Origin of the sequence: Anaerostipes faecis (assembly GCF_910574135.1) — a bacterium.
GTDB lineage: Bacteria > Bacillota > Clostridia > Lachnospirales > Lachnospiraceae > Anaerostipes > Anaerostipes hominis.
Window position 1 is genome coordinate 29,137 of the sequence record NZ_CAJSYK010000018.1, and the last position, 19,505, is coordinate 48,641.

At 45.3% G+C, this 19,505-nt stretch carries 21 protein-coding genes and 1 pseudogene; 21 read left to right on the forward strand and 1 reads right to left on the reverse strand.

What is annotated here, in order from left to right; all coding sequences use genetic code 11:
• Positions 1-10 precede the first annotated feature (10 nt).
• The 13 genes and pseudogenes from QGT46_RS12155 to QGT46_RS12215 all read left to right on the forward strand — a co-directional run bounded on the left by QGT46_RS12155 (position 11) and on the right by QGT46_RS12215 (position 11,573).
• A pseudogene (locus QGT46_RS12155) lies at positions 11-1,212 on the forward strand (PTS ascorbate transporter subunit IIC).
• Positions 1,213-1,929 (forward strand): tryptophan synthase subunit alpha, encoded by a 717-nt coding sequence (locus tag QGT46_RS12160; RefSeq protein WP_024729235.1) that lies wholly within the window; start codon positions 1,213-1,215, stop codon positions 1,927-1,929. It begins immediately after the preceding pseudogene.
• 37 nt (positions 1,930-1,966) lie between these two features.
• Entirely contained in the window at positions 1,967-2,464 is a 498-nt protein-coding gene (locus QGT46_RS12165) for an A24 family peptidase (RefSeq protein WP_148459911.1), read from the forward strand.
• On the forward strand, positions 2,461-3,318 hold the full coding sequence (locus QGT46_RS12170; protein ID WP_024729237.1) for a hypothetical protein: 858 nt from the start codon (positions 2,461-2,463) through the stop codon (positions 3,316-3,318). The genes QGT46_RS12165 and QGT46_RS12170 overlap by 4 nt, the downstream gene beginning before the upstream one ends.
• On the forward strand, positions 3,297-4,529 hold the full coding sequence (locus QGT46_RS12175) for a CpaF family protein (RefSeq protein WP_024729238.1): 1,233 nt from the start codon (positions 3,297-3,299) through the stop codon (positions 4,527-4,529). The genes QGT46_RS12170 and QGT46_RS12175 overlap by 22 nt, the downstream gene beginning before the upstream one ends.
• A 1-nt stretch (position 4,530) precedes the next feature.
• Positions 4,531-5,253 (forward strand): type II secretion system F family protein, encoded by a 723-nt coding sequence (locus tag QGT46_RS12180; protein ID WP_270432903.1) that lies wholly within the window; start codon positions 4,531-4,533, stop codon positions 5,251-5,253.
• Between the two features lie 2 nt (positions 5,254-5,255).
• Positions 5,256-6,557 carry a type II secretion system F family protein gene (locus QGT46_RS12185; protein ID WP_301591022.1) on the forward strand — a complete coding sequence of 434 codons (1,302 nt, stop codon included), beginning with the start codon at positions 5,256-5,258 and terminating at the stop codon, positions 6,555-6,557.
• A gap of 15 nt (positions 6,558-6,572) precedes the next feature.
• Positions 6,573-6,734: a Flp1 family type IVb pilin gene (locus tag QGT46_RS12190; protein WP_081723925.1), complete on the forward strand. Its 162-nt coding sequence runs from the start codon at positions 6,573-6,575 to the stop codon at positions 6,732-6,734.
• Positions 6,735-6,754: 20 nt separating this feature from the next.
• Positions 6,755-8,191 (forward strand): DUF5702 domain-containing protein, encoded by a 1,437-nt coding sequence (locus tag QGT46_RS12195; protein ID WP_301591025.1) that lies wholly within the window; start codon positions 6,755-6,757, stop codon positions 8,189-8,191.
• Positions 8,192-8,218: 27 nt separating this feature from the next.
• The gene (locus tag QGT46_RS12200) at positions 8,219-9,070 is read left to right on the forward strand and encodes a pilus assembly protein TadE (protein WP_024729242.1); all 852 of its coding nucleotides are present in this window, start codon (positions 8,219-8,221) and stop codon (positions 9,068-9,070) included.
• A complete protein-coding gene (locus QGT46_RS12205) occupies positions 9,049-9,456 on the forward strand; it encodes a hypothetical protein (RefSeq protein WP_148459914.1) in 408 nt (135 codons plus the stop codon). The genes QGT46_RS12200 and QGT46_RS12205 overlap by 22 nt, the downstream gene beginning before the upstream one ends.
• Positions 9,449-10,603 (forward strand): DUF6382 domain-containing protein, encoded by a 1,155-nt coding sequence (locus tag QGT46_RS12210; RefSeq protein ID WP_148459915.1) that lies wholly within the window; start codon positions 9,449-9,451, stop codon positions 10,601-10,603. Before QGT46_RS12205 ends, QGT46_RS12210 begins: the two co-directional genes overlap by 8 nt.
• 40 nt (positions 10,604-10,643) lie before the next feature.
• Positions 10,644-11,573 (forward strand): rhomboid family intramembrane serine protease, encoded by a 930-nt coding sequence (locus QGT46_RS12215; protein ID WP_148459916.1) that lies wholly within the window; start codon positions 10,644-10,646, stop codon positions 11,571-11,573.
• Here QGT46_RS12215 and QGT46_RS12220 read toward each other — a convergent pair.
• A complete protein-coding gene (locus tag QGT46_RS12220; protein ID WP_024729246.1) occupies positions 11,539-12,219 on the reverse strand; it encodes a sensor histidine kinase in 681 nt (226 codons plus the stop codon). The two genes, QGT46_RS12215 and QGT46_RS12220, sit on opposite strands and share 35 nt — an antisense overlap.
• A 166-nt stretch (positions 12,220-12,385) precedes the next feature.
• On the opposite strand from QGT46_RS12220, the gene dnaX reads away from it, so the two are divergent.
• From dnaX to QGT46_RS12260, 8 genes are all read left to right on the forward strand, one after another.
• Positions 12,386-13,984, forward strand: coding sequence for a DNA polymerase III subunit gamma/tau (gene dnaX / locus QGT46_RS12225; RefSeq protein ID WP_024729247.1), 1,599 nt, complete (start codon positions 12,386-12,388; stop codon positions 13,982-13,984).
• Between the two features lie 29 nt (positions 13,985-14,013).
• A complete protein-coding gene (locus QGT46_RS12230) occupies positions 14,014-14,367 on the forward strand; it encodes a YbaB/EbfC family nucleoid-associated protein (RefSeq protein ID WP_024729248.1) in 354 nt (117 codons plus the stop codon).
• Between the two features lie 15 nt (positions 14,368-14,382).
• Positions 14,383-14,979 (forward strand): recombination mediator RecR, encoded by a 597-nt coding sequence (gene recR / locus QGT46_RS12235; RefSeq protein WP_024729249.1) that lies wholly within the window; start codon positions 14,383-14,385, stop codon positions 14,977-14,979.
• 821 nt (positions 14,980-15,800) lie between these two features.
• Positions 15,801-16,217 carry an HIT family protein gene (locus QGT46_RS12240; protein ID WP_024729250.1) on the forward strand — a complete coding sequence of 139 codons (417 nt, stop codon included), beginning with the start codon at positions 15,801-15,803 and terminating at the stop codon, positions 16,215-16,217.
• 4 nt (positions 16,218-16,221) lie between these two features.
• Positions 16,222-16,821: a flavin reductase family protein gene (locus tag QGT46_RS12245; protein WP_024729251.1), complete on the forward strand. Its 600-nt coding sequence runs from the start codon at positions 16,222-16,224 to the stop codon at positions 16,819-16,821.
• Positions 16,799-17,308 (forward strand): shikimate kinase, encoded by a 510-nt coding sequence (locus QGT46_RS12250; protein WP_148459917.1) that lies wholly within the window; start codon positions 16,799-16,801, stop codon positions 17,306-17,308. Before QGT46_RS12245 ends, QGT46_RS12250 begins: the two co-directional genes overlap by 23 nt.
• 182 nt (positions 17,309-17,490) lie before the next feature.
• The gene (locus tag QGT46_RS12255; protein ID WP_024729253.1) at positions 17,491-18,786 is read left to right on the forward strand and encodes a UDP-N-acetylglucosamine 1-carboxyvinyltransferase; all 1,296 of its coding nucleotides are present in this window, start codon (positions 17,491-17,493) and stop codon (positions 18,784-18,786) included.
• Between the two features lie 18 nt (positions 18,787-18,804).
• Positions 18,805-19,443: a phosphate-starvation-inducible PsiE family protein gene (locus QGT46_RS12260; protein WP_024729254.1), complete on the forward strand. Its 639-nt coding sequence runs from the start codon at positions 18,805-18,807 to the stop codon at positions 19,441-19,443.
• Positions 19,444-19,505 lie beyond the last annotated feature (62 nt).

The following is a 19,505-nucleotide window of genomic DNA, read 5'->3' on the forward strand; positions in this document are numbered from 1 at the left end:
TTTTCTGGGAATGCTCGTACAAAAAACGGAGATGTCTAAAATCGTTGCAAGCACCGTTAAGACAATGATTGGATTTTTGCTGATCAATACAGGAGGACAGACGCTTGGGGCTGCACTGCTTCCTCTTCAGCCCATGCTCATAAGAGTCTTCCGTCTCCAGGTAAAAGTACAGGATCTGGGAGCCGCACAGGCAGAAAGCCTTGGGGACATAGGCAGTGAGATGGCCCTGATCTTTGCCCTTGGATTTCTGATGAATATTTTGCTGGCGAGAATTACGAAATTTAAGTATGTACATCTTTCTGCCCATGTCTCATTTTTCTTTTCTGGGCTGATTGCGGCGGCATTAAAATTTGGGACAAATTTAAGCTTTATACCATTAGTTCTCATAGGAGCGTCCTGTTAGGGTGCTATATGACCTTTACATGTGCCTACGTGGCACCTCTGATGAAAAATATCAAGGGAGGGGAAGGATTTACCCTGGCACATTCCAGTTCCTGCGGTATCTGGCTGGCTGCAAAGATCGGCAGACTTGTGGGAAACAAAGAAAAGGATCTGGAGGATATTAAAATACCGAAGAAATTAAATTTCCTGAGAGAAATGACGATTGCACTTACTGTCGTAATGACCTTGATGTTTTTCGTAATCTCTCTGATCAGCGGTCCGGGATGGGTTGTGCAGCAGGTCAGTCAAGGCAGAGATATCATCAGTTTTTCCCTGCTGAACGGTTTACAGTTTGGACTCTGGATTACGGTGATCATCACCGGTGTGAGAATGCTTTTGTCAGAAATCATCCCTGCATTCCATGGAATTGCAGATAAGGTAATTCCGAACGCAGTTCCCGGACTGGATGTGCCGCTGCTGTTTCCCAATTATCCAACTTCCGTTATTTTTGGATTTTTGGTGAGCCTGGCCGCAGGATTTATCGGCATGGGGATTTTAGGAGCAGTCAATTATCCGGTCGTTGTGTTTCCGGCTCTGATCCCTACATTCTTTACAGGGGCGGTTACGGCTATTTTTGGAAACTCCACAGGCGGGATCCGGGGTGCGTTTGCAGGTTCATTTTTGAACGGATTGATTCTGATCATAGGCCAGGCACTCCTGCTTCCAATGATCGGAACTTATGCTCCGATCATGAGAATATTAAGTGAGACTGACTATTGTTTATACGGACCGCTTTTAGGAGGACTTTTAAAACTTCTGGGAGGCATTTAGATGAAAGATCTTGTATTGTATATGACCATTGGCTATCCTGATGAAAATACTTTTTTTCAAATGCTGGATATGCTGGATGAGGAAAAAGTTCCTGTTTTGGAGCTGGGAATTCCGGTCGGGAATCCGTTTCTGGACGGTGATCTGATCAGGCAAAGCCACAAGCAGGTGCTCGATTCAGGAATTGGCAGGGAAAAGATCGTAAGGTGGCTGCAGAAAATACGGAGAGAGTATAAATTCCGTATCATACTAATGACGTATAAGGAGGGTATGGAAAAGTTTTGTTTATCTGAACTGGACAGAAAATTATACGACGGCATTTTATGTGTGGATGAAGTGATAAGGGCAGATAGCGGGATGAAACCGGTTCAGATATATAATGAAACTATGACGGAAGTTCAAATGCTCGGACTACTGGCTGAGAATGCAAACTTTGCATATGTCATGAGCGGAAATGGGAAGACCGGATCTTTTTCGCGCCTGCCGGACGGATATATACGGACTGTTCATTTTTTAAAAAAAAATACAGCCCTGCCTGTCTATGTGGGATTTGGCATAAAGACGCTAAAAGACGTGAAGGCTGTGTGCAGCCATGGGGCAGACGGGGTGATCATCGGATCTCATTTTATGAGAATCATGAGAGAAAAAGGATGCCTGGAATGTAAAGAATATATAAAAATAATAAACAATTATTTACAAAAAACTGCTTTACAATCATAAAGAATAATTGTAAAATAATACCATAGGAGGGAGGCCTATGGTATTATTATTTTATCTCACAGCCGCGGTGATATGGGATTTCACCACATTCCGGATACCGAATTATTTTATTTTGTTTGGACTGATTCTTGGAGCTTTGCTCCTGCCGTTTCGCGGCTATGGCATACAGGAAGTCCTGCTGGGGTGTCTGTGCCCTGCTGTTTTTTTATATCCGCTGTTTTGCATGGGTGTCCTTGGTGCGGGAGATATCAAGCTCTTTGCTGTCACAGGACTGTTCCTCGGCGGATTAAACATATATCTTGTGGCGGTATCATTTGCAGCCGGAGGTGTTCTTTCTCTGTTTCAGATGTTATCTGACAGAAGTCTGATTCCGCGTCTTGTCTGTTTCTATTTCTATCTGCTCCGCTGTATCCATGAAAGAAAGTTTATGACGTATCCATCTTATTCCCCTCAGAAAGAGAAAAATCAAATTCATTTTACCGCGGCAGTGATGATCGGGTATCTGATGCTGTGTGCATGGAAGGAGTGCCTATGAGCCATATTTTTATCGGCATCTATGATGAAGACGCTGTTTATGGAAAACGGCTGATGGAGTATATCAACCGGCAGAAAGAGTATCCTCTCACAGCGGCGGCGTTTGCTTCTTTAGAAGCACTCACAGAATTTACCGGCAGTCAGGATGTGAAAGGTTTAATTCTTGAGGAGGGAACACAGATCGATAGTAAAGTACCGGTTTATTACTTAAAGAAAGATTCCACACAGGAGGCATGCCGGTATGGAAGTGCAAAGGAGATCGTGAAGGAGGCCTATGCAGCTTTCAGGCCGAAAGGTCTGAGTTCAGGCGGTGTCACGGGTGTCTACTCTCCTTCCGATAATCTGAAGCGGACCGGATTTGCACTTGAGACCGCGGAAAAACTCAATGCATTGTTTTTAGGCATGGAGTCCTTTGGTTATGCCGTTTATAACAGGAGCATGGAGGACCTTTTGTTTGCGGTAAAGGCCAGGAGAGAGGGCATCATTGATTATGCATACAGTCTGACCGCCGGCACTGACGGAGTCCAAAGGATAGACTCTGCCCGATGTTTTCTGGACTATAAGGACATGTCCGGGGAAGATTACCGATGGTTTTTTCAGCAGCTGGGGGAAGCGGGCATATCCGCCGTATTAGATATGAGTACCGCCTGTATTTATGATTTTGAACTGTTCTCATTGTGTGACTGTCTGTATCTTCCTGTTTGGGAAGAAGATATAGAGGATTCCCGGTTTTTGGGGTTTAAAGAGCTTTCAAAACAGCACCCTGTACTTTCAACACTGCACTGGAAGGAGGTATATTTATCAAAGACACAGAACCGAGCAGACAGGACGAGATGTCCTGCAGAGAAATATTAAAAGAAAGAGTTCTTCAGAGGGCTGACCTCATCTGCGATATAAGCGACAGACAGCTCCTGGAACTGATAGAAGAAGAACTGCAGCGGATGTCGGAAGAAGGGTATCTGCCGCTGAAGTACAAGTTCGAACTGCTGAAAGAGGTTTATAACTCTCTGCGCAGACTTGATATTCTCCAGGAGCTGCTGGACGATACTTCGATCACGGAGATCATGATCAACGGATATGAAAATGTATTTGTTGAGATCGGCGGAAAGCTCAGGAGATGTCATAAGAAGTTTTCTTCCGAAGAGAAGCTGTATCAGGTGATCCAGCAGATTGTGGCAGGGGCCAACCGTATCGTCAATGAGACGAATCCCATAGTGGATGCCAGGCTCCCCGACGGTTCAAGGGTGAATGTAATGCTGCCGCCGGTCTCCTTAAACGGTGCCGCTATGACGATCAGAAAGTTTGCGGGGGAACCTATGACGATGGAATGGCTGAGGGGAAAAGGAGCCTTTACGCATTTTACGGAGCAGTTTCTTGAGATACTTGTGAAGGCCAGATATAACATTTTTATTTCAGGAGGCACCGGAAGCGGAAAGACAACATTGCTGAACGGAATGTCAAACTGTATTCCAAAAGATGAACGGATCATCACGATAGAGGACTCGGCCGAACTTAAACTCAATGGTATTGAAAACCTGGTTCGTCTGGAGATGAGAAATGCTAATATTGCCGGGGAGAACCAGATTACGATTGCACAGCTGATTAAGGCAGCGCTCAGGTCAAGACCCGACCGGATCATCGTGGGGGAAGTGCGCGGTGAGGAAGCTTTGTCGATGCTGAATGCCATGAACACTGGACATGACGGCTCCATTTCGACGGGACACTCAAACGGCCCGGAAGATATGCTCAGGCGCCTGGAAACAATGGTTCTCATGGGAGTAGATATGCCGGTCTCAGCCATAAGGGGACAGATCGCATCTGCAATTGATATTATCATTCATCTCGGCAGAGTCAGAGACGGCAGCAGAAAGCTGATGGAGATCGATGAGATTCTTGGAATTCACAACGGTCAGGTGAAGCTTGCAAAACTGTTTACGTATGATCAGGAAAAAGGGCTCTGTTTTGCCGGATCACTTAACAATACGAAAAAACTTAGGGAGTATGGTCAGTATGAGGCTTATAAAGAACTATTATCTCAGCAGAATCAAGGAGGTAAACATCCTTGAAGTGTTTGATATACGAAAGGCTGCGTTCAAAGCGGCACAGGGAATGATTTTGTTTTTTATAGTATGCTATCTCTTTTATGACCGGATCTGGCTCGGGCTCCTCTATGCCGTGTTTTGCTTCCCATATATGCTGTACCAGGCCAGAGAGGAGAGAAAGCTGCGGATCAGACAGGCCAGGCTGGAATTCAAAGAGATGCTGCTCTCCGTCTATAACAGTCTGAGCGCGGGATACTCCCTGGAAAACGCTGTGAGGGCCGCAAGAGATGATTTGAAAACAGTCAATGGAGATAAGAAAAGTGTGCTGGAACAGGAACTCTCTCTGGTGTGCGCGGGACTGGAGGTGAATCAGCCTATCGAAGTGTTGATGGACAAGATGGCTTTAAGGCTTGGTGTGGATGAAGCAGTGCAGTTTGCACAGGTGCTGTGGATAATTAAGAGAAACGGAGGGAATCTGATCCAGATCATTAAAAAGTCGGTGGAGCATATGAACCAGAAGATACAGGTGAAAGAAGAAATCCTTACGATGGTGTCTTCCAAAAGGATGGAACAGAAAATCATGTCTGTGATGCCGTTTTTTGTCCTTTTGTATGTGCGTCTCATGAACCCGGGATATTTTCAGGTTCTGTATGACTCGCCGGGAGGCGTGATATTGTCGACGGTTTGTCTGATTGTTTTAGTCACTGCAGGAATGTGGGCAAAAAGGATTGTGGAAATCGAGGTGTAACATTGATAGAAAAATGGGTCCGTCATCTGCCGGAAACAGCTGTCAGGAACAGGAGGGAGTGCATCCGCAGCTACTTCTGCGGCAGCAGGGAGGAACAGGAGAAAGAGGTTTGGCGTTCACTTTTCGAACAGTGGAGGAGGGTATTTCTTGCAGCCTTTATATTTGTTGGGGTCATCTTTTTAGCGGCAGGAGCAGAATGGCTGGGAAGAAAAGATATTGTCATCCACAGGGATAAAGACGGAGAAGAACTGAACCAGGAACTAAATATTGATACAGGCAAAGAAAAAGAGTCCTATGATCTGACCATTCATCCGAAGGCATATACCAAAAAAGAAGAAAGGGAAGCCTTTCAGAAGGCAAAAAGCTATCTGGAAAAACATATGAAAGGTGACAATCCGTCTTTAAATGAAGTGAAAAGCCCGCTTGATTTCCCGGGGCAGATTCCGGGAACTCAGATAAAAGTCAGCTGGGATACAGGGGATCTGAGTCTGGTCGATGAGGCAGGCAATGTATTTAACGGAGATTTAAAAAATCCTGTGATCATAAAAGTGAGAGCGTCTCTCTCATACGGAGAGCGCAGAGAAATAATCATGACACCGGTCCGCCTGGTTCCCGGACAGGCCGGCAAAAAGGGATCAAAAATTGCCGGAATTAAAAAGGAATTAGAACAAATTGAAAAAGAAAATGCAGGGAAAGAAACATTTCGTATTCCGTCAAGTATAAACGGCAGTGAGATTACAGAGGCGGACAAGGGGAAAAGCCGTCTCCCGATACTGGCTGCAATGGGTATCCTCTGTCTCGGGCTCCTGTGGTACACAGAGGAAGAAAGACAGAAGCAGAAGAAGGCTAATTCAATGAAAGAGACGATGGAGGAGTATCCTATGATTATCAGCCGGTTTGTTTTGCTCCTGGGAGCCGGAATGACGGTTCAGGGAGCAGTCCATTCCATCGGATCTTCTTATGACGGGGATCACCCCAAGTTTGTTTACCGGCAGTTTCAGGAGGCAGATAGAAAGATCGCTCTCGGGATGTCCCAGACGCAGGCTCTCAGTGAACTTGGAAGCAGCATTCAGCTGCCATGCTATAAAAAGCTGTCGGTCCTGCTTTCCCAGAGTCTGCTCAGAGGAACAAGGGATCTTTTAAGCAGACTTGAGGAGGAAGAGACAGCGGCGTTTTCAGAGCGGAAGGAAACGGCCCGGCGAAAAGGGGAGGAGGCCAGCACTAAGCTGCTGATGCCGATGATCCTTATGCTGATCGTTATTCTCACCCTGCTGATGGTGCCTGCATTTTTATCATTTTCGTAGAAAGGAGAGTTTGCTATGAAGGAGTTTATGAAAGATGAAAGAGGAATGGGTGTGGTAGAAGTGATTTTGATCATCGTCGTTCTCATAGGGCTTGTCATTATTTTTCAAACTCAGATCAAGAAAGTGGTACAGAACATTTTCAAAACGATCACATCCAAGACGGGTCAGGTTCAATGAAAACAAATACGAGGGGGAGTGTGACTGTATATGCAAGTCTTATGTTTCTCGTAGTTTTACTGCTGCTTAGCATGTGTCTGGAAGGAGCTTATCTCTATCTGGGAAAAGGGAAGGCCCAGGGAGCTTACATGGCGGCCCTCGCAGGTGCCAGAGGAAATTATCAAAAAGAGCTGGAGCAGCAATATCATCTGTTCGGATTGGATGTGCGGTATGGAAAACAGCTGGACGAGAAACTTGCGGAGGCATTGAAATACAATCTGACAGAGAGCAGGGATCCGTTTTCTTTTTATCCTGGCTCTGTGAGAACCTCTCATAAAGTTTCGCTGGCAGACAGAAGAGGTGAGATCCTGAGAGAACAGATCGCAGAATTCATGAAATACGACCTTGGGAAAGACGGCATCAGGCTGTTGACGGATAACGTGTTTAAGATGCCGAAAGAAGACGATGCCTCCCGGGCAAGAGAAGTCATCAATGAGGCAGACAGAGAAGCCAAAGAGGAGGAAGAAGCGGAGGAGACAGGAAAAAAGACGGAAACAAAAACGCCGGTGAGATCAAAAGATCCGAGGAAAGGGCTGGTCAAGATTTTGCGGGAGGGCATGGTGACTGTTGTACTGGGAAAAGAGGCGGAAGTATCCGAACAAAATGTACCGATCGTCTACGGACACAGGGACACGAAGAAGGAAAAGAATCCTGATTTCTATCAGGCGGAATCAGTAAGTCAGTCATTAAAAGGCCGGGGACAGTATGCATCTTCACCGGGGATAAAAACAGAACTTATGGGGACAGCCTACGGGGTAAAATATTTCAGGAACTATACATCAAAAGAAAAGAAGAAGGGCCTGCAGTATGAAACAGAATATCTGATTGCCGGAAAGGAGTCGGAAAAAGAAAATCTTGGTTCGGTGTTTTCTAAGATTCTCTTGATGAGATTCCTGCCAAACTTGATCTATGTTCAGGGAGATACTGTAAAACAGGGGCAGGCAGAGGCACTTGCGGTCTCGATCCTCGGAATTACCGGGCTCGTACCTGTTGTCAAGCTGGCAAAGCATCTGCTTCTGGCAGCGCTGGCCTATGGAGAATCAATTCTTGATCTGAGGAATCTTTCGGAAGGAAAACAGGTGCCTCTGTGGAAATCCAAAGACACATGGCAGATGGAATTTGCGGGTCTTTCCTCACTTACCGGCAGAAGAAAGTCTGTAAAGAAAGGACTGTCTTATAAAGATTATCTTCAGGTATTATTATTCCTCCAGACTGAAAAACAGGAAAAATATCTGCGGATGATGGATGTGATCGAGGACAATATAAAGAGGAAAGTCCCCGGGTTCTCTCTGAAGGATTGTTACGTTTCCTTTGAAGCAGAGACAAACATGAGTCTGAATCCGTTCAGATTCGGGGGAATCAATCTTCCGGTCATGGGACGGTATCAATGGCCAATGAAAGAAATATCACAATATTAATGTCTAAACGGGAGGAGGGGAGCAGAGATGTTCTTGGATTGTAAAAGAAAACATTTCTCCAAGCCAACAGCCAACAATTTAAAAATATCAATTGAATACAGACGATCCAAAGGGACATCTCTGCTCTCCTCCTCCGGTGGGAGCATGACGCTGGAAGCCAGCCTTCTGATCCCGGTTTTTGTATTTTTATTCCTGGCGCTGGCCTCGGTCGGGGAAAACCTGTGGATTCACGGTCAGGTATATCACGGAGTTACAGAGGCTGCAAAGGAGGAAGCGGTATATGAGTATATGCTGGCCAAAAAGAACATCTCTTCAATGAGGACCGTGCTGCTGAAACAGAAGTTTCTGACTGCTGTGGATCAAAAAAGGCTGAATAGCTCCTCACTTGCGGGAGGTGCACAGGGTATTTTGTTTACAGACTCGCGGTTTCAGGAAGACCGCGAAATCTATGAGATCAGGGCGCGCTACCGAATTGTGTATCGTCTTCCTTTTCTTCCGCCGTTTACAGGAGACTATGAGCAGAAGATCAGACAAAAAGCTATGACCGGATATGCTGAGGGACAGAGAGGAGCTGGCAGCGGGGAAGTATATATAACGCCTTATGAGAGTGTATACCACAAAGACATAAACTGTACGCATCTTTCACTGTCCATTGTTTCTGATTCGGATGTGCAGAAGTACAGAGACGGAAAGACCAGATACCGGGAATGTGAACGCTGCACAAAATACCATAAAGGGGATATATCCATTTTATTTATTGCGAAAGAGGGAGACGCTTATCACACGGACTTAGGATGCAGCGGCTTAAAAAGAACAGTCAGTAAGAAAAAGAAAAGTGAGGCAGAGGGGATGAAGCCATGCGAAAGATGCGGGAAATAGATGGATATATAACATTAGAGGCGAGCCTTATCGTACCTGTTATCTGTTTTTTACTTGTTCTTCTGTTTTCGTTTTTCTTTTATATTATGGATCTGGGTATTGTATCTGGTACTGTAAAAGAAGCAGGATTGTATTCGGAGAAGCAAAAATATGGAACAGATTTGAGGCGGGATCTGGAAAGAAAGATTATGATGGGGCGGATCAGTTCATTCAGCGTATCTGAGACAAAGGAAAAGAGAAAGATCAAAGTACAGGCTGAAATTGGAGTGCCGGTGGCGGGAAGTGTGGAATTCTTTGGGCTGCGACTGTTTAAGATTACGGAACAGCAGGAATTTATGCTTCCAAAAGAGACAGAAAAGATCAGGAGGTGGAGCTTGATTGAATGAACAGTGGGTCCGGGAAGGGTTTGATCATTACTATGTTGTGCCTAAAACAGGCGGGGAAGTTTATGAAGAGCAGGTCCTTCTGTCAAATATGATCGCGGGGATCCTTCCCTGTGAACTTCGGAGGACGGAAAATGAAGAGGCATATTATTTTCATCTTGTTTCATCTGATTTATATATTGACCAGATTGGAAAGCTGGATGCGGGAAAATTTTTTATGGATCTGATCACGACGATAGAAGAAGCGGAGGATCACCTGCTGAATCCGGATCAATTTATTCTGACACCGAGGCATGTGTATGTTTTCGGCGGGAAGCCGGCTCTCTGCTATGTGCCGGGAAACGGATCAGACATCACAGAGCAGCTCATGGAGTTTGTACAGTCCTGTATTGATCAGCTGGATTATGGAAGCCGGAGCCAGGTCACTTTTTTTTACGAACTGCATAACAGGCTGAGAAAATCCCCAGTCTCCCTGGAAGGGCTGAAACAATTTATGAATCCTGAACCGGTATTGATTGAGCGGGCAAAGGAGTTTCCGGGAACAGAAGAATTCATAAAAGATGAACCTTTTGAGAGCAAGAAAGATAAAAGAGGCAGGATGCAGGTCTGTTCTGCCATGCTGTATATTCCGCTTCTTTTCTCTGCCGCATATTTTGCGGTCAGAGCATGGAATGAGGGAATGACCTATCCGAATCTCAGAGGGATTGTGATCGGAGGGTTTCTGATTATGCTAAACACAGGATGCCTGTGGGCAGAAGTAAAAAACAGCAGAAAAATCAGAGTGAAGCCGAAAGAAGATGAGAAACAGCCTGCGGATGAGACCGTGATGATGTGTGATGAAACCGTGCTTTTAGTCCGGGATAAAGGACCTGTTTTAAAGCCTTCGGGAGAGGAACATACGGAAATAGAATTAAACAGCCCTGAGTTCACTGCAGGGAGGCAGGAAGAAGCAGTTGATCTCTATCTGCCCCAGCCCGGAGTAAGCCGGAGGCACTTTCAGATATTGACAGAGAATGGGGGATACATACTCAGGGATCTGGGATCGAGAAACGGAACATTTTTGAATGGTGAAAGAGTGTGGAAGGAAACGGAACTAAAGAGCGGAGATGTGATAAAAGCAGGTACAGAACAATTTGAATTTATGATATAATTCCAATAAAGTTGAAAAGGCTTCTATTGGAGGAAATGTCATGTATCAGAGAATATTAAACTTGCTAAATATCAGAGGATATCAAAAAGAAATGACTCCTTTGGGCCCATGTTATGTAAAAGAAGAGCTTAGTAGAAAAAAAGGAGTGTTTATTGCTTACGAGCATAAACCGGACGGAAGCCTTTATACTGCAGAGGAAACGGGCTCATTGAATGAGGAACTGAAGCAGTATATTGGGCCGAAGGCATCGATTCTTGTATTGATTCTTTCAGAACAGGGCGGATCCATATGGACGGACCCTGACAGGTCTTTTGAAGAATTATATGATCCTGTCTGCATGATACTTTCAGCTTCAGACAGCAAGGGCCGGTTATCGGCTCCGTCAGAGGAGTTCCGTTTCAGAAAACTGAAAGATTACCGGGCTACGGCTGTTATATTGATGATCAATATTTTCATGTATCTGTGGTCCGCGGCCAGCACAGAGATCCTTAATTGGGGAGCGCTTACATGGATGCATGCATTCAAACAGGGGGAGCTTTACCGTTTGGTTACCAGCAACTTTCTGCACAATGGATTTGATCATCTGTTTAACAATATGATCGTCTTTGTTTTGATTGGAAGCAGACTGGAACGGAGCTTCGGCAGGGCCAGATATGTGGTTTTATACATGGGAGCCGGGTTATGCGGAAGCATCGCCTCCGCTGTATACTATATGAATATGGGAGAAATGGTGGCATCTGTCGGGGCATCGGGAGCTATTTTCGGACTCATTGGTGCGATGCTTTGGATCTTGATCAAAAACCGGGGTTATCAAAAAGAATTTTACGGAGGAGGAGTCGCACTTATGATCGCGGGAAGCCTGTATCACGGCTTGTCTACCATGGGAGTTGACAATGCAGCCCATATTGGGGGCTGCATCGGGGGATTCCTTTTGGCTATCTTGCTGTATCGGCGAGACAGGGGAAAATAAGGGTGAAGGTGGTGCCCTGATTTAAGGCCGAATCCATATGGATAGAGATGTCCAATTCCCTGGCAATCTCACTGACTACGGATAGGCCAATGCCGTTTCCTTTGGGCACAAAAGAGACGCCGCGGTAAAAGGCGCGGGACTGCTGTTCTTTTGTCATGCCGATTCCGGTGTCAGAAAGACTGCAGACAATATAATCGCCTTCCCGGCTTAAATGGACAGAAATCAGAGGCTCTCTTGAGGCCTCTTTTTTTCTGCTGATTGCGTTGACACCATTAGAGATTAAGTTGTTGAAGATTTGAAGGAATTTAGTCTTGGCGCCCTTGACATAATAGGGGGAGAAATCCTCTGTCTGGACAGAAAAGCGGATTTTACACTCGTTTAGCCTGGAATTCCATGAACACCTGATCTCTTCCAGGAGGGCTTTTAAGTCCACGGGCTCCAGTGCGGCTGAGGCATCGGATACAGGGGAGAGCATTTGGCGGACCATGTCAAAGACAGAGGAAAAATCAGCTTTCATTCCGGACCAGTAAATGTCCTTTAAGAGCTCCGGGTGTGTCTGCTCTATGTACTGAAGCTGGCTGTAAATTAAAGTCAGAGAGTTTTTTAATTCATGAGAAAATGTTGTCAATTCATTTTGATTCTTCATATTCACGCTTCTTTCTATTACAAATTTTATACATCGGCAACTATAAGTTTATATGGGAGATCGTGTAAAAGGCAACGGTAAACAGGGGCAAAAGTTCGACGATTTTTTTCCTTTTCCATTTTCAGAGGTTATGATACAATAAGGAAATGATGCAGGAGGAAAGAATATGTCATATATGGCTTTATACCGAAAGTTCCGGCCGTCGGCCTTTGATGAGGTCAAGGGGCAGGATCATATCGTCACGACGCTGAAGAACCAGCTGGAAGCCGGGCGTATCGGCCATGCCTATCTGTTCTGCGGAACCAGGGGGACCGGAAAGACGTCGGTTGCAAAGCTGCTTGCAAAAGCAGTAAACTGTGAGCACCCGGAGGACGGAAATCCGTGCGGGGTCTGCGAAAGCTGCAGGGAAATCCAGGAAGGCAGTTCTATGAATGTGATGGAGATTGACGCGGCGTCAAACAACGGTGTTGACAATATCCGCGATATCAAAGAACAGGTGCAGTATTCTCCGGCTTCAGGAAAATATAAAGTGTTTATTATCGACGAGGTGCATATGCTTTCCATGGGGGCATTTAATGCCCTGTTAAAGACTTTGGAAGAGCCGCCGGAATATGTGATCTTTATTCTGGCTACTACAGAGGTACACAAGATACCCATAACGATCCTTTCCCGATGCCAGAGATATGATTTTCACCGGATCACAGCAGATATTATTGCTGACCGGCTCATGGAACTGATGTTGGAAGAACACGTGGAGGCGGAAGAAAAAGCGCTGAGATATGTGGCCAGGATGGCGGACGGTTCCATGCGTGATGCGCTGAGTCTTTTGGACCAATGTATTGCATTTTATCTTGGGAAAAAACTGACCTATGAAAATGTGCTTGAAGTTTTAGGGACAGTAGATATCAGTGTATATGAAAGACTTCTGGACAGCATTCTTGTAAATGACGTGACGGAAGTCATCGGGATCGTCGGAAAGGTTGTGGAGCAGGGAAGAGAACTTTCCCAGTTCATCACAGATTTCATCTGGTATTTGAGAAATCTTCTGCTGGCAGGCAAAGGTGATGCGTCCATGGAGGCTCTGGAAGTTTCTGCGGAGCAGCTTAGCCTGATGCAGAAAAAAGCAGCACAGGTGGAAGAAGAGACTGTGATCCGGTATATCCGCATACTGTCGGATCTGCTGAACCAGATCCGGTTTGCCACATCAAAAAGAGTGCTGGCCGAGGTGGCATTAATCAAGATGTGCCGGCCGCAGATGGAGACCGACCTCTCCAGTGTGCTCGAGCGAATGCGCATGCTGGAAGATTCGCTTGAACAGATAAAATCCCGGGGAATCTCCCTGGCACCTGAGACTGCCTCAGAAGAACCCGTTCAGCAGCCTGAGGAGCCGGCAAAGACGCCGGAGCAAATACTGGAAGAGAGGCTTCCGAAAGCCAGAGCCCAGGAACTCAAGGAGATCATTAAGCACTGGAAGCAGGTGAAGCTTGCACAGCCGCCGATGATAAAGAATCTCCTTTCGAAGGGAATCCTGACTGCGGATGAATCGACAGAAGTTCTGAGACTTATGTTCAAACCGGAAGGCAGCATGAACATGGGGAAGGATTACTTTCAGAGACATCCCGAAAAGATAGAGGCACTGGAAGCAGAACTGGCGAAGAGATCAGGGTTCCAGGTAAAGATAGAGATCGGTGAACTGGAGTCTGAGAAAAACGAAGACACCATTAATCTGGATTGTATCCACATGGATGTGACAATAGAAGAGTAAAAAGAATTTTATTTCAGGAGGTATTTAAAATGGCAAAAAGAGGCGGATTTCCGGGTATGGGCGGAAATATGAACAACTTGATGAAACAGGCGCAGAAGATGCAGAAGCAGATGGAAGAAACCACAAAACAATTAGAAGAGACTGAATATGAAGCCACAGCCGGAGGCGGAGTTGTAAAGGTTGTTGTTTCAGGCAAAAAGGAAGTGGTATCCGTAAGTTTGGATGAGGAAGTGGTTGATCCGGATGATATTGAGATGCTGGAGGACCTGATCGTGGCAGCCGCCAATGAAGCGCTTCGCAAGATGGAAGAAGATTCACAGAGCAAAATGGGGAAAATCACCGGAGGTCTCGGAGGAGGCATGGGAGGCGGATTTCCTTTCTAAGGATGGATAGCGGATATGGATTATTACAGCAGCCAGATCACGAAGTTGATTGAAGAATTGGGGAAGCTTCCCGGAATCGGCCCCAAGTCGGCCGGGAGGCTTGCTTTCCACATTATAAATATGCCGCTTGACCAGGTGAAGCATTTGTCTGAGAGCATCCTGGATGCAAAGGAAAATGTCCACTACTGCAGAGAGTGCTGTACCCTGACGGATCAGGACATCTGTCCGATCTGTTCCAGCAGCAAGCGTGATCACAGTACTATTATGGTGGTGGAGAGTACCAGGGATCTGATGGCCTATGAGAAAACAGGAAAATACGAGGGCATTTACCATGTCCTGCACGGAGCAATATCTCCGATGCTTGGAATCGGACCTTCAGATATCCGGCTGAAAGAATTGATGGCCAGACTTCAGGGGGATGTGAAAGAGCTGATCATTGCTACCAACTCAAGCCTGGAAGGAGAGACCACGGCAATGTATATAAGCAAGCTTGTGAAGCCGACAGGCATCAAAGTCAGCAAAATTGCCAGCGGAGTTCCGGTGGGCGGAGATTTGGAATATATTGATGAGGTTACCCTTCTTCGGGCACTGGAGGGAAGAACTGAATTATGAAATGAAAAAGAGCAGCCGGGCAGGCTGCTCTTTTTCTGTAAGTAACTTTAAAACAATAAGGAGAGGATTTTCATCCTCAAGAGGGGTAGGATTTGAAAGTATTTAAAAATGTTTAACTACTTTACATTTCTTATTCTACTGGATAATTGTGACCAAACCGTGAAGAAACTGTGGATAAATTAAAAAAAGAGGTTAAATTATCAGAATCTTTTGAAATAAATAATGAGAAAACAAAAAACACTGTATACATGTTGAAATTGCTTGACAATATAAAACCCATTTTTTATAATAATAACATAAAGAGGAACAAGGGAACGGATACCTAGAAAGAATTGATGGGAGGCGATATTGTTTGGATATTATGTCGAAAGACATAGAAGACATTCTATATACAGAGAGTAATAAATTTCATACAGTGAGCCTTCAGAATATAGAATAAATATGTCCGGTATAGATTTTATACACAGGTCGGAGAGACAGGACAGGTAGAACGTCATACGAAGAATCAGACGTATATAGAAGAGAACGGAAATAAAAGAAATGAAAGATCAAGAAGTTTGATGTTTGAGTCGCAGAGACTCAGAGTTCGGATTGATTGAGAGATTGAAGGGAATACAGAAGTTGTGTATGGCATGTATGAAATAGGGCGGATCGAAGAGAAGCCTCCGATCAATAACAATTAAATAATCTAAAAGGTGAGTCGCAGAGACTCACCTTTTTTAGTTAAGCGAATATTATAGTAATAATTTCACACTTCATTTTTGGATTCTTGAAAAAGGCCTATAAATAAGATACAATACTTACCAAAGGAGATGAAGATCATGAAAAAACAGGATTGTATATTTTGCAGGATAATCAGCGGAGAGATTCCGTCAACAACCATTTATGAAAATTCAAAATTTAAGGTGATCATGGATATCGCTCCGGCCAACAAGGGGCATGTACTCATATTGCCGAAAGAACACTATGATAATATTTACGATATAGATACGGCCACAGCCGGAGAACTGTTTGAACTTGCAGCTATGACTGCGAGGGCTTTAAAGTCGGTTCTTGGCTGCGACGGAATGAACATTTTACAAAACAATGGAACTGTGGCTGGTCAGACTGTCTTCCATTTTCATATGCATATCATCCCGAGATTCGAGGATGATACCGTGAATATAGGATGGAAAGAACTGAGCTATGAAGACGGAGAGATGGAACAGCTCAGGGAAGCCATACGGAAGGAAATGTAAGGGCATGTCAAAGATATCCTGGAAACCGGGCAATATGATATATCCCCTGCCGGCAGTGATGGTAAGCTGCGGCGCAGAGGGCGAGCCTGACAATATCATTACTGTGGCATGGACGGGTACGATCTGTACAAATCCGCCGATGACCTATATTTCACTGAGACCCCAGAGACATTCCTACCATATGATTGAAAAGAGCGGTGAGTTTGTCATCAACCTTACCACGGCAGAACTTGCCAAAGCGACAGACTTCTGCGGCGTGCGCTCCGGAAGGGACCTGGATAAGTTTAAAGAGACGGGACTCACGAGGGAACACGGTACACTCTCATATGCGCCGTATATCAAGGAGAGCCCCGTGAACATCGAATGCCGGGTAGAAAAGATCAATCCTTTGGGCTCCCACCATATGTTTACGGCCAGAGTTGTAAACATTCTCGCAGATGATACTTATATGGAAGAAAACGGACGGTTTGCCCTCGAAAAGACCAATCCTCTGATCTATTCACATGGAGGATATTTTGAGACGGGCAGACAGATCGGAAGTTTTGGATACTCCGTAAAGAAGAAAAAAAGGAAGAAAAGAAATGACAAGCCAAAAAGGAAATAACTATATTTTAATCGGGATGCCCGGGGCCGGCAAGAGCACCATCGGAGTTCTGCTCGCCAAGGCATTGGGAGCCGAGTTTATCGATACGGATCTGGTGATCCAGCAGAAGACCGGAAAGCTTTTAAGAGATATTATCAGCCAGGAAGGAAACGAAGCATTTAAAAAGATCGAGGAGGAGGTCAACGCATCTGTCGAAGCAGAAAACTCTGTGATTGCACCGGGGGGAAGCGCCATTTACAGCCCCAAAGCGATGGAACATTTTAAAAATATTGGTACAGTCATCTATCTGAAGCTCGATTATGAAACGGTTGCCGAACGCCTCGGGGACCTTGCGGCAAGGGGTGTGGTGCTGGATAACGGGCAGACACTCAGTGACTTATACCAGGAAAGAATACCTCTCTATGAAAAATATGCAGACATCACGGTAGATGCCGATGATTTAAAGATCGGGGAAGCCTTAGAAAAAGTGTTGGAAAACTTAATGTAGTGTGATATACTGATAAATATGCGAGTAAGCGGCATGGAACTTTTGGACTTATGAAGGCTTTGATTGCCTGTCCAAGGGTTATGTATGAAAAAGATACGCTTATTTTTCAGAAGAATGGATAGAGTATTGATAGAGAATGAATGATTCGATTGATTGAATAGAGTTTTATATAGAGGTGTATGATGGAACAATATATCATTAAAGGCGGAAACCCACTGGTAGGGGAAGTTGTCATTGGAGGTGCAAAGAATGCTGCACTGCCCATTTTAGCAGCAGCAGTTATGACAGACGGGACGTGTACTATTGAGAATATGCCCGATGTCAGGGATACAAATGTTCTGCTCCAGGCCATGGAAGGCATTGGAGCCACAGTTAATAGATTAGGGAAACATGAAGTAGTTATCAGCGGAAGCGGAATGAATGTGGACTGCGATGTGGATAATGAGTATATCCGGAAGATCAGGGCTTCTTATTATCTGATCGGGGCGCTTCTCGGGAAGTATAAAAGGGCCAGAGTAGCCCTGCCGGGCGGATGTGAGATCGGAAGCCGTCCGATTGACCAGCATATTAAAGGATTTAAGGCGCTGGGAGCCACGATTGAGATTGAAAACGGCATGATCACAGCGACTGCCGATGAGTTGATCGGCTGTCACATTTATATGGATGTGGTATCTGTCGGTGCGACTATTAACGTCATGATGGCAGCGGCTTTGGCAAAGGGAAATACAACCATTGAAAATGTGGCAAAAGAACCGCATGTAGTTGATGTAGCCAATTTTCTGAACAGCATGGGAGCCAGCATACGCGGAGCCGGCACTGATGTGATCAAGATCAAAGGCGTAGAAAAGCTTGGAAATTGTGAATACTCCATTATCCCGGACCAGATTGAGGCGGGGACATTCATGACTGCGGCCGTGGCTACAAAGGGTGATATTACGATCAAAAATGTTATTCCAAAGCATCTGGAAGCCATCAGCGCGAAGCTGGAGGAGATCGGTGCGCAGGTAGATGAGTTTGACGATGCGGTCAGAGTTGTAGCGACAAAAAGGCTCGATTCCACCCAGATCAAAACTCTCCCGTATCCAGGGTTTCCGACGGATATGCAGCCTCAGATGGCAGTGTCACTGGCTCTGTCCAATGGAACTAGCATCGTTTCAGAGAGCATTTTTGAAAACCGTTTCCGGTATGTAGATGAACTGACAAAGATGGGTGCCCGTATCCAGGTGGACGGCAGAACGGCCATCATTACCGGAGTCAAATTGTTTACCGGGGCAGATGTCTCAGCACCCGATCTGCGTGCAGGGGCAGCGCTGGTCATTGCAGGCCTTGCGGCCGACGGTTATACTACGGTCAGCGATATCGGATATATCTACCGGGGCTATGAAGGTTTTGAAAAGAAAATTCAAAATCTTGGCGGAGATATCCAGCTGGTAAACAGCGAGAAAGAAATCGCCAGATTTAAACTTCGTATTGTATAGATAAAGGGGGAATTGCCGGTGCGACAATACCTGAAGAATGAAGTTTTTAAAATATCCAAGTGGATAGAATTTTATTTATCTGCGCTGATTGCCATAGCGGTTATCGGCGGCGGGATCTGGATGATCAAAGATCTGATCACTATTTTATCATCCAATCCGGATTCCAATGCTGTCTATCAGTTTGTACTCAATGCATTTAATCTTGTGATCTGCGTGGAATTCATCAAGATGCTTTGCAAGCATACTGCGTCAACACTGGTAGAAGTGCTGATGTTTGCGATTGCAAGACAGATGATTGCGCAGCATACCAGTCCGGTGGAAAATCTGCTCTGTATTTTTTCAATCGCGGTCCTCTTCATTATAAGAAAGTATTTTCTGGACCGTTTTGAGGACATTGACAAGACAGTATTTCTGCCAAACCAGAAGATTGCCAAAGTAAATGAGCTGGTCCATGTGAACATTCCGGAGGAATACAAAGGAGAGTCCATAGGGGAAGCAGTACTCAAGGGCATCGATCTGGAAAAGGAAGAAGTAAAGTGCGGGCATTGTTATTATTTTCCAGGCGGGGCAATCCGCGTATCTAAAGTTGCCGCAGGGCAGGTGAAGGAAGTGGAAGTCATCCGCAGCAGGAATGTAAATATCATGCCGAATTTATGATTTTAGATTGAAGCAGGTCCGATCAGTTCGGGCCTTTTTCGATATATATAGTTGCTGTTCAG

Bases quoted from the DNA above. Each gene is read 5' to 3' on its own strand.
- QGT46_RS12230 (WP_024729248.1), top strand. From the start codon at position 14,014: ATGGCAAAAAGAGGCGGATTTCCGGGTATGGGCGGAAATATGAACAAC.
- QGT46_RS12160 (WP_024729235.1), top strand. From the start codon at position 1,213: ATGAAAGATCTTGTATTGTATATGACCATTGGCTATCCTGATGAAAAT.
- QGT46_RS12245 (WP_024729251.1), top strand. From the start codon at position 16,222: ATGTCAAAGATATCCTGGAAACCGGGCAATATGATATATCCCCTGCCG.
- QGT46_RS12200 (WP_024729242.1), top strand. From the start codon at position 8,219: ATGTTCTTGGATTGTAAAAGAAAACATTTCTCCAAGCCAACAGCCAAC.
- QGT46_RS12165 (WP_148459911.1), top strand. From the start codon at position 1,967: ATGGTATTATTATTTTATCTCACAGCCGCGGTGATATGGGATTTCACC.
- QGT46_RS12215 (WP_148459916.1), top strand. From the start codon at position 10,644: ATGTATCAGAGAATATTAAACTTGCTAAATATCAGAGGATATCAAAAA.
- QGT46_RS12220 (WP_024729246.1), bottom strand. From the start codon at position 12,219: ATGAAGAATCAAAATGAATTGACAACATTTTCTCATGAATTAAAAAAC.
- QGT46_RS12190 (WP_081723925.1), top strand. From the start codon at position 6,573: ATGAAGGAGTTTATGAAAGATGAAAGAGGAATGGGTGTGGTAGAAGTG.
- QGT46_RS12170 (WP_024729237.1), top strand. From the start codon at position 2,461: ATGAGCCATATTTTTATCGGCATCTATGATGAAGACGCTGTTTATGGA.
- QGT46_RS12175 (WP_024729238.1), top strand. From the start codon at position 3,297: ATGTCCTGCAGAGAAATATTAAAAGAAAGAGTTCTTCAGAGGGCTGAC.
- QGT46_RS12255 (WP_024729253.1), top strand. From the start codon at position 17,491: ATGGAACAATATATCATTAAAGGCGGAAACCCACTGGTAGGGGAAGTT.
- QGT46_RS12205 (WP_148459914.1), top strand. From the start codon at position 9,049: ATGCGAAAGATGCGGGAAATAGATGGATATATAACATTAGAGGCGAGC.
- QGT46_RS12250 (WP_148459917.1), top strand. From the start codon at position 16,799: ATGACAAGCCAAAAAGGAAATAACTATATTTTAATCGGGATGCCCGGG.
- QGT46_RS12240 (WP_024729250.1), top strand. From the start codon at position 15,801: ATGAAAAAACAGGATTGTATATTTTGCAGGATAATCAGCGGAGAGATT.
- dnaX (WP_024729247.1), top strand. From the start codon at position 12,386: ATGTCATATATGGCTTTATACCGAAAGTTCCGGCCGTCGGCCTTTGAT.
- recR (WP_024729249.1), top strand. From the start codon at position 14,383: ATGGATTATTACAGCAGCCAGATCACGAAGTTGATTGAAGAATTGGGG.